The organism is Micropruina sp. (assembly GCF_027492755.1).
Lineage (GTDB): Bacteria > Actinomycetota > Actinomycetes > Propionibacteriales > Propionibacteriaceae > Micropruina.
Genome location: NZ_JAPUED010000158.1, coordinates 36703 through 53252, shown reverse-complemented (window position 1 = coordinate 53252; position 16550 = coordinate 36703). Strand labels below are relative to the sequence as shown.

13 protein-coding genes are annotated in these 16550 nt (G+C 68.7%); 7 read left to right on the top strand and 6 right to left on the bottom strand.

Going from position 1 to position 16550, the window contains the following annotated elements; genetic code table 11:
• On the top strand, nucleotides 1-233 hold a 233-nt coding region (locus tag Q0066_RS11285), incomplete at its 5' end, for a hypothetical protein (protein WP_298132945.1).
• A gap of 16 nt (nucleotides 234-249) precedes the next feature.
• Here Q0066_RS11285 and Q0066_RS11280 read toward each other — a convergent pair.
• The 5 genes from Q0066_RS11280 to Q0066_RS11260 all read right to left on the bottom strand — a co-directional run bounded on the left by Q0066_RS11280 (nucleotide 250) and on the right by Q0066_RS11260 (nucleotide 4289).
• The gene (locus Q0066_RS11280) at nucleotides 250-585 is read right to left on the bottom strand and encodes a hypothetical protein (protein ID WP_298132950.1); all 336 of its coding nucleotides are present in this window, start codon (nucleotides 583-585) and stop codon (nucleotides 250-252) included.
• Nucleotides 497-1375 carry a MobF family relaxase gene (gene mobF, locus Q0066_RS11275; protein WP_298132943.1) on the bottom strand — a complete coding sequence of 293 codons (879 nt, stop codon included), beginning with the start codon at nucleotides 1373-1375 and terminating at the stop codon, nucleotides 497-499. The genes Q0066_RS11280 and mobF overlap by 89 nt, the downstream gene beginning before the upstream one ends.
• 9 nt (nucleotides 1376-1384) lie before the next feature.
• Nucleotides 1385-2509 (bottom strand): fatty acid desaturase, encoded by a 1125-nt coding sequence (locus Q0066_RS11270; RefSeq protein WP_298132941.1) that lies wholly within the window; start codon nucleotides 2507-2509, stop codon nucleotides 1385-1387.
• A gap of 493 nt (nucleotides 2510-3002) precedes the next feature.
• Nucleotides 3003-3533: a hypothetical protein gene (locus Q0066_RS11265; RefSeq protein WP_298132939.1), complete on the bottom strand. Its 531-nt coding sequence runs from the start codon at nucleotides 3531-3533 to the stop codon at nucleotides 3003-3005.
• Between the two features lie 429 nt (nucleotides 3534-3962).
• Complete coding sequence (locus Q0066_RS11260) at nucleotides 3963-4289, bottom strand: Lsr2 family protein (RefSeq protein WP_298132937.1); 327 nt, start codon at nucleotides 4287-4289, stop codon at nucleotides 3963-3965.
• Nucleotides 4290-4607: 318 nt separating this feature from the next.
• Between Q0066_RS11260 and Q0066_RS11255 the strand changes: the two genes are divergently transcribed.
• The 4 genes from Q0066_RS11255 (at nucleotide 4608) to Q0066_RS11240 (ending at nucleotide 10099) form a co-directional block, all read left to right on the top strand.
• Complete coding sequence (locus Q0066_RS11255; protein WP_298132935.1) at nucleotides 4608-5420, top strand: alpha/beta hydrolase; 813 nt, start codon at nucleotides 4608-4610, stop codon at nucleotides 5418-5420.
• Between the two features lie 172 nt (nucleotides 5421-5592).
• Complete coding sequence (locus tag Q0066_RS11250) at nucleotides 5593-6639, top strand: GNAT family N-acetyltransferase (RefSeq protein WP_298132933.1); 1047 nt, start codon at nucleotides 5593-5595, stop codon at nucleotides 6637-6639.
• 50 nt (nucleotides 6640-6689) lie between these two features.
• Nucleotides 6690-7310 carry a TetR/AcrR family transcriptional regulator gene (locus tag Q0066_RS11245; protein ID WP_298132931.1) on the top strand — a complete coding sequence of 207 codons (621 nt, stop codon included), beginning with the start codon at nucleotides 6690-6692 and terminating at the stop codon, nucleotides 7308-7310.
• Nucleotides 7311-7432: 122 nt separating this feature from the next.
• Nucleotides 7433-10099, top strand: coding sequence for a LuxR family transcriptional regulator (locus tag Q0066_RS11240; protein ID WP_298132929.1), 2667 nt, complete (start codon nucleotides 7433-7435; stop codon nucleotides 10097-10099).
• Here the strand turns inward: Q0066_RS11240 and Q0066_RS11235 are convergent.
• Nucleotides 10056-11315: a dipeptidyl aminopeptidase gene (locus Q0066_RS11235; protein WP_298132927.1), complete on the bottom strand. Its 1260-nt coding sequence runs from the start codon at nucleotides 11313-11315 to the stop codon at nucleotides 10056-10058. The genes Q0066_RS11240 and Q0066_RS11235 overlap by 44 nt on opposite strands.
• Nucleotides 11316-11591: 276 nt before the next feature.
• Between Q0066_RS11235 and Q0066_RS11230 the strand changes: the two genes are divergently transcribed.
• Together Q0066_RS11230 and Q0066_RS11225 are read left to right on the top strand one after the other, a co-directional pair.
• The gene (locus Q0066_RS11230; protein WP_298132948.1) at nucleotides 11592-12812 is read left to right on the top strand and encodes a hypothetical protein; all 1221 of its coding nucleotides are present in this window, start codon (nucleotides 11592-11594) and stop codon (nucleotides 12810-12812) included.
• Nucleotides 12809-16543, top strand: coding sequence for a hypothetical protein (locus Q0066_RS11225; protein WP_298132925.1), 3735 nt, complete (start codon nucleotides 12809-12811; stop codon nucleotides 16541-16543). Before Q0066_RS11230 ends, Q0066_RS11225 begins: the two co-directional genes overlap by 4 nt.
• Nucleotides 16544-16550 lie beyond the last annotated feature (7 nt).

Sequence of the window (16550 nt, the reverse complement as noted above, 5' to 3'; positions counted from 1 at the left end):
TCGGATTCGTGCTTTCGGCAGCTCGCATCATGTCATCCTCGATGTGGCCGGCAGCTTGGGCACACGCGCTCATGAACTCAACTCTCGTCTTTGCTGAGTCCAACCTGACCACCCCGGCCCGGGAGCTTGCCAACGGTCCCTTCTGGGCCATGCAAGCCCTCACTTGGGCGGTAGTCGCCCTGGCAGCAGCAGCAACCATGACGCTCGCGACAAAGGTGAAACGTGACCAGTAACCGTGGCCACAACCGGTCAACGCCGCAGCTTGCTGAGATGAAGAGGAAGATCGGAGAGGGTGCGTCGTCGCTCGTCGAGCGGAAGAAGATATCCCGAGGCCTCGCAATCGCATACTCGCCTCGCGCTTGATTCCGCATGCGCGGGCACCTCGGCATTGCTGATCACGGTGGCGGCCAGCCGGCCGTACCAGGCGTCGTCGAGGGTCCGCGCGGCCAGGCGTTGCTGGTCGAACACACGGCGATACACGGCCTGCAGCTCGCGTTCACCGAGCAGGCCAACGGCTTGCTGCCACCAGACGGCTCGCTGCTCGCTGCGGGATCGCGGCTCGTGCTTGGCCTCTCGGGTCTCCAAGGTGGCCTGCTGGTACAGCTCCTGCCGCTCCGCCGGGGTTGGGCGGCCGGCCGTGCTCGTTGTGGAAGGTGTTGCCCAGTTCGCCGGCCCGGGCGCTGATCTCCCGACGTCGGGTCGACCACAGCTGGACCAGACCGGGATCGACACCGGCGATCTCGCGGACCCGCCGTCGGCCGTCCATCCCGAGCACGTCGACGAACCGCACCCCCAGCGCCGCGCCGAGATGGGCTTCCAAGGCGGTGCTGGACGTCTCCGAGGCGGCCGTGATCGCCTTGTGCATCGCCCTACCGTCAATCGCCCGCCACTGTGCGTCGGCGAGCGTCTGTACCTTGTTCGCGACCGCGACGTGGGTGTGCAGATCCGGATCGCCGGCCCGGTTGTCACGGTGGTGAACGCGGCGGCCACCAGTCCGGTGACGTCGACCTGTTCGACCCCGGCGCGGCCCTTGCGGGTCTTCAGCACCTCGGCCTCGATGAACCGCAAGTGCGTCGGTGACCGCCGCACAGTGCGCCCTCTCGATCAGGGCCGCCGTCTGTCGGTCCGCGATGGCCCACAGTGACGACACCGACTTCACCGGCGAGAGAGTGAGGTCATACCCGGCCACCGAGGTCGCTGGCGGTCGGGACATGCGGGTGATGAACCCCGACAGTTCGCGAGTGTTCGGCGCGGGACGCTCCATGGCCGTGAACCACTCCGCAGCCAGGTCGGTGCGCAGCCTTGCGCGGACCTGATCCCCGCCTTCGTCCGAGAAGCGCCCACTCCAGCGCCTGCATACCGCCCAGTGAGCCACCCAGCGCGATCAACAGTCGGTCGACGCCGAGGTGGAGTCCCCGCGGCGGTCATCTTCGTGAGCCACACTGCCGACGGGATGCTCACCGGGCAGGGGACGCGGAGCCCGCCATAGTTCGATGACCGCGGCGATGAGCCCGGAACTTTCGGTAAGGCGGTAGGCGGAGTTGGCAGGAAGCACGGCGGTCAGGCGCCTGTGCGCCTCCGCGAACGCGTGGTAGGGCAGCGCCGGAACGAGGTGGTGTAGTGCATGCATGCGCAGCCCGACCGGCCCCCAGAAGAATCCGGCGATCGGCGCCGACGGATAGTTGATGGTGTCGATCATCTGGAGGACGATGCTCGCGTCGGAATCATGGCCGAGGTAGCGGTGTGCTCCCAATAGCCGCATGGTGTCCAAGGACGAGACCCCGGCGAACATCAGGTACCAACAGACCAGGAGAACCCACGGCAGGGCTCCGACGCCGACCGCGATGCCAACAGTCCATACGATGACGAAACAGGCGAACTCCTGGACGAACCACGGCAGGCGCTGCGATGGCCGTGGCGGGTGACCCACGTATTCCAGGTCAAGCTTGATCGAGGAAGCGCGCGCGTAAACCCAGTTTCGAGTTGCCGGCACGCACCAGGAAACGGGGGCGAGGATTCCGAACCGGATCGGGCCGAACAGCGGAAGCAACAAGGCCGACGCGCCGACCTTCACTATTTCCCACCGCGAGAGTCGCGCAAAGGGGATGTACTCACCGTCGAGGGCGGTGCCGTAAACGCGGCGACTGTGATGCTCGGCGTGTCCCTCGTACATGAAGTAGGGGATGAGTAGCCAGACTCCGACGAGTGCGTTCCAGCCGCGGCCGAACGTGCGGGTGTGTGCCCTGCTGCGAAAATGCACCACCTCGTGGATGAAGAGCGCACCGCGATAGAGCGCCACCACGGCGACGATCAGCCCCACGATCCCGAGTGGGTGGAGAGGGGTGAGGACGACCGACAGCGCGAACCCGCTCCAGCCGATCACGGCAGTGATCAACAGATCGGTCCAGTAGATACTCAGCCGCGGTACCAGCAGATCCTTCACCGTTGCGTGGGCGAGCCTGACGTCGAACGTTTGTGCCGCCACCCATCGGTCACGGTAGGTCGTCACGGGTTCTCTCCGCGGTCGATACTCCTCGCCTGCGGCAGCGTAAGTGGGGCGTCCGGCTGGGGGAGTCTGCTCGTTCGGGTCAACATGGGATCCTCGGGGGTGTGGCTATCGTGTTCGCAACTCGGCAGCCCTGGACCTGGGTGTGTGGGTCGATGTTGGGCGACCGCGGGATGGTTCGGAAGGATATCAGGCACCTCGCGCGCCTTGAATCTCCGATATGTGATCTCGAGGCGTGCGGAGCGGAATCCGACTCCGATCTCCGCTAGCAGTCTGGACTGCTTCTGCACGCGATCCATCTACGCGCACATAGCCGCTACCTCTGCTTGCCGATGGGCGAGGTTGGACGAATCTAAGCTGAATCGCGAAAGGCGCACGAGTGCGCGGCCTCATCTTAAGAACCTCGCTCTGGTTCAATCACGAATATGTCTGGGACTCCAACGCCGGCATGATCCCACCCTGCTGCCAACGTGGCGCGACGACGACGATCATCCGGTCACGCGGAGGATGGGGTCTCCCACCAGATCCAGCCGCCGGAGGCCAGCCGCTCGCCGAGCATCCGGTAGAAGTGCGTCATGGAGACGCGGGTTCTCTCGTCGTCGACCGGCCACGAGTCGTACCCGACTGGGAGGTAGTCGGTGCCGTCGAGTCCGATGACGAGCACGGTGCGTGCCGAGGCGGACGCGACGGTGCTGCGGATCGTGACGCTGCCCGACGAGGTCTCCGACCGGAGCGCTCGTGAGCGCAGTCCGGCTCCTGGTGCGCCCGGCTGTGGAGGCGGGCAAGGGGACGCGATGACACGGTGATCCGCCTCGCCATAGCCTCGATCGGCGACGACGGCGCCGTCCGCTACGACGACGACCGGGCCGCCGTCGTAGCGGCGAGTGGCGGCCGCGCTCAGCAACGCCGGGATCACCGTGGCGTCCGGCACGACGCTCGACATCGTGGCCCACTCGATGGGCAGGCTGGTCAGCCGGTGGATGATCGAGCGGGTGCCTTCGTCGCCGCCGGTCGCACGGCTGGTCACCGCGGGTACCCCCAACGGCGGATCGCCCTGGCCGACGTGGCAGAACTGGGCCCACAGTCGTTCTGACCTTGGGGCTCAACCGGCAGCGGGCATGCGGTCCCCGCCGGGCGCAACCCTGCCCCGGTGATCCCAGCACCCGTCGCGTGCGATCACCTCACCTACTTCAGCAGGCACGCCGGCAGCCAGGCCCTGCAATTGGCGCTGGGCAGCCCAGCGAACCCGAGTGTCTGAGCCGCCGGCCGACCTGGTCCGTTCGTCGGTGGTGGCGGAGTGGGTCGGTACCTCGGGAGTTCACCTGAGTACCTGGCCGCGAAGGCGTTCGATGCGCATGCTGGACGGGTCGAGGAGGTGATCGCTCGGGAGAAGCGGATCGCGCCTCCGGTGGAGCCCGAGGGGCGACCCTGGCAGCGTCGTCATCACATCCTCAAACTATCGGGCGGTGTTGTATGCCTCTCGGACGGCTTTGCTGATGCGGCCGCGATCGGAGACCTCGAAGCCGTTCTCACGCGCCCAGCGACGCATGGCGTCGAGTTGTTCCTTGTCCGTTCGGGCAGGTCCGCTGCCGTGTGGCCTGATCTGCCCGCCTACGCGACGGCCGCCACTGATATAGGTGCTGAGCGCTCCACGGAGAGCCGCCGCGTTAGCCGAGCTGAGATCGATCTCGTAACTGACCCCGTCGACTGCAAAATTCACCGCTTCATCGGCAACGGTGCCGTCGAGGTCGTCAATCTGGGTTACCACTGTCGTGCGCGCCATGCGTGAAGCTCCTGTCCCTGGTTGCTGGCTTGGCGAACTAGTCGGTAGACGAGCCTACGGGACTGCCTCCGTGGATTCCCCGGCGTGCGTCGCGTGCTCAGAGTGGCCAGGGGCAGGCGAGCCGCGTTCTCCGGCACAGCCCTTTGCTCGAGCGGTCACCGTGGGTAGCCTGACGGTGGACTGTGACTTCAGAAGGAGGTGAGACCCATGAAACGACGGATTGATGTGGGTGCTCCCTCGTCGTCACGGTCGGGCGATTGACGTAGGGGTCGCCGGGAGCGCTGCGAACAACGAAGCACTCCTTGAAAGGCATGACCTATGCACACCTTGAAGTTCCTTGCCGAGGTATCTGCGAACGGTGTCGTCGAGCGCGACTTCATCGTCGACGGAGTCCCCGGCGTGATCTGGTCGCCCACCTCCGGCGCTGAACAGGCGGCCGTTGTGCTGCTCGGCCACGGCGGCGGCCTGCACAAGAAGACGCCGGCGCAGGTGGCACGGGCACACCAGTATGTGACTGGCTGCGGTTATCACGTCGTGGCCATCGATGCTCCGGGACACGGTGATCGTCCGCGCTCGGCGGCCGACGAGCAGGCCCGTGCCGAACTCCGCCAGGCGATGCTGGCCGGCGACACCGAGCAGGTTTCCGCCGTCAGCCGTCGCTATGGCGCCTCGCTCGCCGAACGTGCCGTCCCGGAATGGCGGGCGACTCTGGATGCCCTGCAGGAACTGCCGGAGATCGGCCACGAGGCGCCGATCGGCTATGGCGGCGGCATCACCCTCGGGACCGGGATCGGAATCCCGTTGACGGCGGTCGAACCTCGGATCAGGGCCGCGATCTTCGGTGGTGGTTTCGCCGTGGACGACGCGCTGATTGAGGCCGCCCGGAGGATCTCCGTCCCGGTGCAGTTTCTGCTTCCGTGGGACGACGAGCACGTCGACCGCCAATCGTCGCTGGCGTTGTTCGATGCCTTCGCGTCCGAGGAGAAGACACTGCATGCCAATCCGGGCGATCACCGGACCATCCGTTGGTTCGGTCTCGACACCGAGTTCCTGCCTCGTCACCTGGGGCGACCATCAGTTGACGCCTCGTCCCTCCTGGTGAACGCGGACGAACAGGGTCCCCGGGTCTAACCCCGGCAGCCGTAGGGATCAATGCCGAGCACGACGGGGCCAGGTGGTGTCGTTGCCGGCCTCAGGCTGGCGGAAGGCCGTCCGCATGTACCCGGGGGCCTGGACGGCGGTGCGAAGATGACCGCATGACCGCCATCGAGCAGCCGGACTCGCGGACCGTCCGGCCAGTGTCGTGACGAGCGGGGGATTCCTGCTCCGCGCCGCCGAGCCGGATGACCTTGATGAGGTGGAGGCGCTCGGAGCCCTGAGCGCCGACGGCGGGGCGGTGGCATTCCGGATCCACACCCATGTCCGCGCGGAGGGGCCGGGGCTCACCCGTTCCGTCGGCGTCGTCGCGGTGGACGAGGGGGACGGCACCCTGGTCGGCTCCGCACGGATGACCCTCGGCAGGTGCTGGTACGAGGGAGCGGAACGGTCCTACGCCGTGCTGGGGTCGCTCGTCGTGCACCCCGAGCAGCGCCGCCGTGGCATCGGAGCGGCGCTCGGCCGCTGGCGCATCGAGCGGGCCGAGCAGCTGGTGGGGGCGGATGTCGTCGTTCTCGCCGACATCCAGAAGGGCAACGCCGGCTCACTCGCCGCTGCACGCCGCTGGGCGAGCGCCTTCGTCGGACCGTCGTCCAGCGTGCCGGTCCCGATGCGCTCTCGCCGGGTGCGCCCGCCGCGCGGACTGGAGATCCGAGCGGCGTCCCCGGAGCAGCTGCCCGAGATCGCGGACCGGGTCACCGCGGCCACCGCCGACTGCAACTTCGCGCGTGTCTGGACGCCGAGCGCATTGCGGCAATGGTTGGAATGGGCCCCGACCGGCATACCCGTCCACCACTACCGTCTCGCGATCAGCCCGTCCGGTGCCGTCCTCGCGGGCCTGGCGCTGCGACAGGAGGGGTTGCTGCGGAGCATGGAGGTGGTGCGGATGCCTCCTGCCATCCGCCTCGCGAACAGCGTGCTCCACGTCGTCCCCAGGGACGGCATTCTGCGCAACATCGGCGTCGAGCACGTCTGGTACCTCCCCGGCCAGGAACGAGCGGCTGCCGCGCTGTGGGAGGACACCCGGTGGAGCTTCCGCGATCGCGGCAGCGGCCTGCTGCTCACGGTCGATCGGCGAAGCCCGCTCCGGTCCGTCCTGGGCGTCCGCCCGTGGATGCCGGCCACCTCGATCATGACGGCGGTCCGGGCCGACCCGTCGCCGTCCCCGAAGCGGTTGATCGCTCCGCCGGAGTGACCACTCGTTCACCGAGCGTTAGTGTATCGCTGTTATGTTATTGTCGCCGCATGAGTCCTCGCATGGCCGACCCGGCGGTCCGCACCGCGCTGATTGAGGCTGCCGCCCGACTGCTGGCCGACGAGGGGCCGACGGCGTTGAGCACCCGGCGTTTGGCAACCGAGGTGGGGACATCGACCATGACCATCTACACCCACTTCGGCAGGATGAGCGAACTGCACGCGGCCGTCCGTAGGGAGGGTTTCGCGCGGCTGGCGGCAGCGATGGAGCAGTCGACCGGAGCCGATGATCCCGTCGCGAAACTGGCGGACGGGTGTGCGGCCTACCTGCGCGCCGCGGTCGGCGAGCCCGAACTGTATTGGGCGATGTTCAACCACCGGCCGCCCACCGAGGACGACGCCGGCGGCGAGGTCTTCGCGAAGCTCCGGCAGGGCGTCGACGACTGCGTCGAGGCAGGGCGATTCTCCGACCCCGGTCCGGACGGCAGCTTCCTGTGGGCGGGCGAGATCTGGGCGGCCCTGCATGGTCTGATCGTCCTCACCCTGGCGCGGACGGTGACCGACCAGACAGTGCGGTTCATGCTCGCCGACCTGCTGCTGCGGCTGTGTGTCGGATTCGGGGACGACGCGGCCGGTGCTCGGCGGTCGATCGACTCCGCGCACCTATCGTGACCACGCGATAGCCGACCCGCTTCACACGCCAGGACGATCCAGCGCTGCCGGAAGACGATCTGGGTATTTCGCCGAGGCTGCCGCGTGGCCGTGACAGACTCTGGCCAAAGCTGGAGGAGCCGATGCCACCATTGCGGGACGCCCACCGCCTGCTGTTGGACGCCGCGGTGACCGATGCGCGGGCCGGGACCCCGTCGGTGCTTCTGGTCGAGGGCGAGCCGGGCAGCGGCAAGACGACCTTCTTGGCGCATTGTCGGAGGCATGCGTCCGATTTCGTCGTGGTCGCCCCGGACGTGTTGGAGCCGGAGATCGCGGCCGCGCCCTATTCGGTGTTGCGGGACCTGGGGGTCGATCTGGGAGCGGCGGTCCCACCCGCTGCGCTGGCCGCTCAGGCGTTCGCCGAGTGGGTGGACGAGCACACCCGCTCAGGTCCGCTGCTGCTGTGCCTGGACGACGTCCAGTGGGCCGATGAACAGTCGATCCAAGCGCTTCGCTTCGTGCTGCACCGGCTGGAGGGCACAGCGATCCTGGTCGCGCTCGGCCGCCGCTCCGGCGGCCCGGCGAGCACGCTGCCGCTGGACGAGTTGGCGCGCTCCCGCTCACGGCTGCACCGGATCAGCCTCGGCGGGCTGTCCATCGAGGAGACCTCCGACCTGGTGCGCGACCGGCGTCCCGAGATTCCGGACGGCACGATTCCGGAACTGTGGCGCCACACCGGCGGCAATCCGCTCTACCTGACCTCGCTGCTGGAGGAACTCAGCGCGTCCGAACTGGAGGATCTGGCCGGCAGTTGGCCGGTTCCGCGGGCGTTCTCTTCGTCGGTGGAGCGCCGGGTGCAACGACTCAGTCCCGCGACTCGGGCCGTCGTCGAAGCCGTGGTCGTGCTGAGCCCGGGCTATTCCACTCTGCCCGACATCGTTGCGGTCTCCGGATGTGCAGAGCCGCACCAGGCACTCCAGGAGTTGGTCGACGCCGACCTGGTGCAGGTCAGTCAGGCCGGACTGCTGACGGCGCGGCCGACCCATGCGCTGACCCGTGCCGCTGTGCTGGAACTGATCCCGGTGCCACGCCGGCGTGAACTGCACCGGATGGCAGCGACCCTGAGCAGCGGCCAGGACGCCCTGGACCACCGGCTGGCGGCGCTCGCTTCCACCGACGACGACCTGGCTGCCGACCTTGCCGAGCGCGCCGCGGTGCTGCATGGCGACAGCGCCTATCGCCAGGCCGCGCACTACTACCGTGCCGCGGCCGGCATCACAGCCTCCCCGGACGAGCGGCGACGCCGCCGGCTGGAGAGCTTGTGGGACGCGGCACTGGCCGGATCTCGCCGGGCCTTGGACGTGACCGCGCCCGAGTCCGCGGCGGAAGCTGCGACGGTCGCACTGACCCGATTCCGGGCCGGTGAGATCGCGGCGGCACTGGAGTTGCTGGAGAGCGTCCCGGCGCCACAGTGGGCCGATTCCGATCCGGTGGTCCGCCTGCGGGTGGCCATCCTGCGGGCGTATCTGCGGATGCTGACCGGGCAGGCCACCGAACGCATCGAGGAACAGCTCGCCCTCGCAGACGCCGCCGAGGCGTCCGACCCGGCGCTGCGCGGGATCGACTCGCCGACCCGCGGCTTCGTGGCCAGCCGGCGCTCGACCAGCGACGCCGAACTCGTCGGATTCTTCTCGTCGCTGCCGGACGTCCCCACCACCGTGCCCGAGGAACTGCTCGGCCTGCTGGGGTGGCGTGCGGTCTACCGGCTCTACGCCCTCCACGTGCGCGAGGCGGCACGCGACTTCGAGACGCTGGTGGGCCGGCTCGGGCGGTACCGCGACGTGTCGGCCTTCCGCACCCAACTGGGCCTCGCCCAGTGGCTGGCGGGCGAGTGGCCGTTGGCCAGGGTCGCCGCCGGCCTTGCTGCCGACGCGTCCGAGCCGTTGCGCTGGGCGCCCGATTTCGGTCCCGCGCTGGTCGATTCCGGCCTGGGCCGCTTCGCCGACGCGGACCGGCACCTCGGCGTGGCGATCGCCATGTCACGAAAGGCGCCCTGGCCGGAAGGCCGGCTGATGCTGCTGGTGGCGCGGGTGGTGCGCGTCCACAGCGCCGGTGAACTGCCCCACGAAGTGGCTGATCTGGTGGCCGACTATCGCGATCTGGACGCACTCATCGAGCTCGTCACCAACCCGTCGGACGGGCTGCTGCTCCTGCACGCAGGCCTGCTGGCGCTCTGGGCCGGCAAGCCGGAGGTGACCCGGCGGTGCGTCGAGATCATGGCGGACACCAGCCTGCCGGCCCCGTCCAGCCCCGCCGTCCTGGCCTGGTTGCGGGGGTTGCTGGCGAAGCGCGAGGGCGACCTCGCGGTCGCCCGGGAACTGCTCAGCCAGGCCGCCCACGATGACCGCAACGAACTGCTGCTGTATCGGGCGCACATGTGGGCCGACCTGGCCGCAGTCTCCGAAGTCGCCGATCAGCAATCGCTCGCCGAGGCGAGGGCGCTGGACGGCTACCAGCGACTCGGCGCGGCCCCCTATGTGGAGCGCCTGCAGGCGGTGGCGGCCGCGTCGCCGAGCGTGGCCGGCGCGCCGACCGAGGACGAGTTTCTGCCCGAGCTCACCGATCGCGAACGGGACGTCCTGGCGCTGCTGGTCAAGGGCCTCAGCTACGCCCAGATCGCCGGTGAGCTGTTCGTCACCCGTAGCGCGGTCGGCTTCCACCTGTCCAACATCTACGCCAAATTCGACGTGCGTTCGCGGCACGACCTCACGGCGTATCTGCTGCGACATCCTGGGGCGCTGGCTCGCTGAGACCCAGCCGATCCTCCAGCCAGTCGAACACCCGCGCCTCGGTGAGCAGCCGGGCCAGCGGCTGGCAATGCAGCTCGGCCCCCTGCGTCGCCGTGAAGTGCGCCACTTCGGCCCCGGACACCAGGTCGGCCAATGTCGCCGACTGCCCGGGCCAGAACTGCTCACCCTCGGGGTCGGTGATCAGCAGGGGAGTGTCGATGAGGGCGGCGACTGTCGGATCGAGGCGGTACTCCATGACCGTCCGGTAGAGGTCGAACCAATCGGAGTGCCGATACGGCCGTGCCCGGTAGGTCAGCGTCCTGGCCAACCCCGGTAGGCGGACGGCAAGGGCCATCGCCCGGTTGAACGGCTTCCGCTCACCCTCCCGAAGCTGGCTGATCATGCCCTTGCTGAGGTGCTCCGTCCACGATGTCGAGACGTCCACGACCCCCGGATCGACCACGGCCGCGGCGAGCCGGTGCTCGAAGGCGAGCGCTCGCGGCAGCCAGTAGCCCGCCTGGCTGAGGCCGTAGCCCGCCAGTTGATCCGCGCGGACGTCCGGGCGGGCCAGCAGGGTGTCGACGACCGGGGTCAGCACCGCCTCCCAGTCCGGACGGAAGTAGGTCGACTGGTCGAACAGCATCGACTGCTGTCCGGGACCGTCGTAGACGAAGGCGTTCCAGCCGCGCTCCAGCGCGCCGGCAGCGATGGTCGCCCACAGGTCGCTGATCGAGGCATCGCTGCCGTTGGTGATCACCAGCGTCGGACGCGGCTCTCCGGTGGCGTCCGGACGCAGCAGGTAGCCGGGCAGCATCGTCCCCTCGTAAGGAATGCCCAGCCGGACATGGGCTCCGGCGGAGCAGTCGATGAAGCCGTCCCAGCAGCGCCGGCTGGCGTGGAACGCGGCGAGCAACGCCCCGTCGTCCGCCTCGCCGGCCAAGCCGTCCAGCACGCAGGACCAGTAGGTGGCGGCCCGCAGGAACGCGTACCGGGCGCTGACCCGGTGGCCGTCGGTCAGGGCCCGTTCGGCTTGCTGCTGGGCGGATTCCGCGGTGAGTCGCCACTGCGTCGCCCAGTCGGACGCGTGCCGCACCCGGGCGATCGTCGCCAGCACCTCCCCGATCTCGCTCGCGCCGTGCACGGCGCGGCCCAGTACCCCTCGGGTGGCGTAGTCGAGATCGGCATCGTGGAAGAAGCCACTGTCGATCACGTCATGTCCGGTTCTGCCCAGCCTCATGATGGTTCCCGTCCCTCGTCGCGGATTCCCGGAATGCGATCCGCCTCTGTGTAGGAGTCGATTCCATCGGAAACCAGAGCTGTCCTTCCTGGCCGAAACGACCAGGTTTGCGCCGGAAGCCGGGTGCGCCGTCGGTTCTGGAGATACCCGTCATTCCCGCCGGCCTGGGCGGCAGCGCCGCCGGCTGAACTGATCATTTCGTACAGGGCCGCGGACGCGAACCGGATCGAGGCTTGATCCACAACCTTCAGCTATCGAGGAGGACTCGTGGACACCATGGCGGCCGTTCGACCACTGACTGCCCTTGCCGGGCCTGCACCCGCGGCATTGAAGGCGGTGCCGCACCCCGCAGCCAAGAAGCGCGGCCTGCCCGCCTTCACCTGGGGCTACAACGCGCGGGCCGGTCTGGGTCTGGGCCACACCGCGCAGGTACTGGCGCCGACGCGCACCCGGCTGCCCTCCGGCACGGCGGACGTTCAGGGCGGGCTGAACTTCACCGTCGCGCTGACCCGCGGCGGCAAGGTCTACGCCTGGGGCGGCAACCAGCATGGCCAACTCGGGGACGGGACCACCTCGCTGCGCTGGACCCCGACCCGGGTGAAGCTGCCCAAGGGCACCAGGATCGCCGCCATCGCGGTCGGCGTCGACCACGTCGTGGCGACCACCAGATCGGGTCGCCTCTTCGCCTGGGGCCACAATCACCGCGGCCAGTTGGGTGACGGAACGGTCGTCGACCGGCACGAGCCGGTGCTGCTCCGAAAACGCATCCCCGGATCGGTGAGCGCGATCGCGGCGGGCAACGGCATCTCCGCGGCCGTCACCGCGGGCGGCGCGGTGTACCTGTGGGGACGCAACACCTTCGGCCAACTGGGACGCCGATCGAAGCACAACCCGGCACTCGGGGCGTTGCCGCAGACCCGCCCGGCACGGGCCGTCCTACCCAAGGGCAGCGCCGCCGTCGCGGTCGCCGCCGGCAACCGGCACGTCACGGTCGCGCTGCGCGACGGCCGGCTGGTGGTCTTCGGTCTGGACGCCGCGGGGCGTCCGAGCGAGGGCACGATCCGGCTCAGATCCGCCTGGGGACGGCCGATGCGGCTCGCCGCCGGCGAGGACTTCACCCTGGTGCTGACCAGTCGGCACCAGCTGCTGGCCTTCGGCGCCAACGCGTCCGGCCAACTCGGGGTGGGGGACCACGTCAACCGGTTCGAGCCGGTCGCGGTGAAGCTGCCGACCGGACAGGGCCGGGTGCGTGACCTGGTCGCGCACGCCCGTGGCGGTGCTGCGCTGACCACCAACGGCGCGGTGTTCACCTGGGGTGACGGCAACGTCGGCCAGCACGGTGCGGGGTTGGACGCCAAGGCGCTCGCCCTGCGACCCACCCCCGCGCGGGTCAAGGGCCTCGCCGGCGTCCGGGTCACCGGCCTGCACGCCGGGCAGCACCACATCGTCGCCAGGGTCGAGTCCGGTCCTGCCGCTCCGAAGGGACCACGCCGATGAACACCTCACCCGCCGACGACCGGTCGGGGCAGCCAGCTCGGGCGTTCAGCCGCCGCACCATGCTGCACGGGCTGGGCATCGCGGGGCTCACCGCGGCCCTCGCGCCGCTGCTGCTCAACCACGAGGCGACCGCGGTCGCTGCACCCAACCGCGCGGCGCGGCGGGCGATGAAGGGCCGGGCACCCCGCCGCCGGGGTGCTCCCGCGGCCGCACAGCCCACGCCCTACGTGCTGCAGGCGAGCAGCGAGTTGTCCCGGGAGTTCTTCATGACCTCTGAGGTGATGATCCAGCAGGGCGACTACGTCTACCCGTTCGTGAATCCGAAGAACGGCAACCAGGTCGAGGCGCTGGTGTTCGCCGGCGGCAACCTCTCCCACCTGCGCCGCGACGCCACCAGCCCCACCGGGTGGTCGTTCGTCGCTTTCGACCTGCAGGGACTGTTCAACTCCGTCAACGACGTCGCGGTCGCTGCGAACGGTACGGACGTCTACGTCCTGGTGTTCGGTTATCCCAGCGGTAATCCGAATGAGAACCCGAGCAACGCTCCGGCCTGGCTGACCCGGTTGACCGGTGCCGCCACCTGGGATTCCGGCATCACCGCCACCTACGAGGACCTGGGCATCGACGTCAGCGCCGAACAGGGGGTGGTCAAGGGCGGCATCTCGCGTGACGGCACGCCCTACTTCGCCACCACCTTCGTCGACGGTGGCACCACGACTCTGGGCGGCTGGGTGCCGACCGGCAATCTGGACTATGAACCGCTGATCTACCAGCAGTACCTACAGCCGACCCTTGACGGCGTGCTCACCGACTTCGCGGTGCTGTACGACGCCACCGAGAAGTCCACCACGGACGCTCCCACGGGCTTCCTGTTCACGCTCACCGACAAGGGCACGCTGACGGTGTACCCGCAGAACGGCGCGAGTTACTTCGACGCCGGCATCAGTGACGCCGGCGCCAGTGGGGTGACCGAGCTGATGTGGGCGTACGCCTCGCCGACCAGCACCACGAACTATCCCGGCTACGCCTTCCAGACCGCCAGCGGCACCGGGTTCGTCGACGAGAACGGCAACTACAACACGGTCACCGACGTCGCGCTGGCGGCGTCCAACGCGGTGTCGGTGTGGCAACAGAACGATCTGTACACAGTGAACCTGCTCGACTCCGACGGCACCCTGCAGATGATCCAGGAACTCTCCAGCGCAGGGACGGGCTCGTGGGCCACGCCGATCCCCCTGGTTCCCGACCTGCAAGCGGTGTTCGGCGTCCCGACCGACCCGAACCAGAACACGCTGTTCGCGGTCGGCCTCGACGAGACCCTGAGCGTGCTGTCCCTCGGCCCGGCCGGCTGGACCCAGACCCAGGTGCATCAGGCCGGCGAGGAACTGTACGACTTCTCCGCCTACCGGGTGCAGGGCACGGTCACCGACGCCAACGGCACGGCGGTGATGGGTGCGCAGGTCACGATCAGCACCGACCGCCCGGTGGGTGCCTGGACGCCGACCGGCAGCCTGCCGATCACCCCGGACGCCCCGCTCACCGTCACCACCGACGTGAAGGGCGAGATCACCTTCAGCATCCCCTCCGACGAGCTGGATTGCGCCATGCTCACCCTGCAGGCGCTGGACGCCAACGGCAACGCCACCGGCAGCCCGCTGCTGGTGACTGCCGACAACGACGTCCGCGCGTTCCTGGGCGGCACCGGCCCACTGGGCGATCTGGGCACCCTGTCCGGAGCGACGCTGACCACTGCGACGCAGAGCGACGGCAAGACGCTGCTGTTCAGCACGCTCACCGATGCGGACTCGGCGACCGCCTCCGCGCAGGCGCTCGGCCAGCTGATCAAGACCGGCAACGACGCCCAGAACGGCACCCGAGTGGCGCAGGCCTTCACGCTCGCGGTCAACAACGGCAAACCCACCTACACCGCCGGCGCGGGCCAGGCGAAGCTGGAGGGAACCCGGCTGACCTTCTCGTTCGGCCACCTGTTCGACACCATCGGTCACGCCATCCGGCACGGCGCGGCGAAGCTCGTCCAGGCCGTCGTCCGGGCGGCCGAGAACGCGGCCGGCTGGCTGGTCGACCTGGCCATTCAGATCGGTGAGGCCGTGGTCAACTTCACCGATCTCGCCATCGCCGACATGAAGAGCGCCTTCCATGTGATCGGCGGCTTCTTCGCCACCCTCGGCGCCGACATCAAAGAGGCCATCGACTGGCTGAAGAACAACGTGATCGAACTCGTCGAGGCCGCCAAGTCCAGCGCGGCGCAGTTCCAGACCTGGTTCGGCGACCTCGGCGCCAGCGTCACCGCCGCGCTCAACCAGGTCGAGATCGACACCGACGACTGGTTCAGCGCCAAAGAGGCCCAGGCGCATCAGGAGATCAGCAACCTCAAGAACCTGGTCGAGGGCACCCTCGGCGGACCAGCCCTGCCACCGCCGACCGACACCGGCAGCTCCTCCAACCAGAGCCACCTGGGCAAGGACCTCAGCTACCTCGGCAAGGTCATGAACGACGTTCCCGGCAAGTGGCTGATGGACAAATTCATGTCCTACCTGCCGGCCACCGACACCGGGCCGACGATCAGCGCCGACACGTTCCAACCGCTGCTGCAGGATCTGGCGACCGACTGGGCCGACGCGATGACCTTGTCGGACGCACTGTTCACCTTCATCTCGACCACGATGACGGACGCCTTCAGCAGCAACGGAAGCGCCGACAAGAACAAGCTGAGCAACACCCAGGTCACCGACTGGTTCACCCAGCTCGACACCGTGGTGCACGACGGGCTGCAACTGCTCGACGCGCTGGCCGACACCCTGCTCGACCTGTGCAAGGCGGGGGTGGCGTTGATCGAGGGCTACTTCACCTACCAGTACAACCTGGTCTCCAGCATGGGGATTCTCGGGCTGATCCTGGAGGAGGTCGGGGTGGACATTCACTTCAGCCTGGCCGAGATCCTGTCCTGGGTGGTGGCCTTCCCGGCCGCTCTGGTGGCCCGCTGCCGCGGCTACAGCGCGCTGTTCCCGGCCACGGTGGCCGGCTTCCCGCGCGGGCAGTTGGGCGCCAATCCACCGGACGGCTGGCAGGTGGGGCTGGGCATCACCGGCGCGGTCGCCCAGGGGGTGTGGGGGATGGCGGACCTGGTCGGCGACGCGCAGCAGTTCTACGACAGCGACACCGGGAAGCGTGGTGAGCCGTCCGGCCTGATCGACTACTTCGACATCCTGTGCCCGCTGGTCGAAACGGTCGCGCTATGGCCGAGCGAGCCGAACAGCGACGGCAGCGCGTCCTACCCGTTCCACGGTGGCATCGCCACCAGTACCGAGGACTTCGAGCTGCTGCCGTTCATCGTCTGGTCGGCGGTGCTGCCGTCGGTGTTCGGAGCGGTGGCGAAGGCCGGCTGGACGAAGGATCTGAGCAACTCGGGCTTCCCCAGCGGGGTGCAGGACGTCGCCAAGGACTACATGGCGCCGTTCGTGCAGATGATCGCCGGCACCGCGAACACCATCATGGGCGGCGTCTACAGCGGCAAGAACAATGCCGGCTGGGTCGCCATCCTCGGCACCGTGCTGGGCAACCTGAGCTTCGTCGGCGCGCCGCTCGCGACCAAAGTCATGTTGAACACCACCGACGACATCTCCGGCCTGGTCAAGCTGCTGGTCGACGCGGGCGGCAACATCGGGGCCGCCGTGTGCATCGCGGAGGCCACCAGCCTGCCGACGCCGTGAGGCCTGG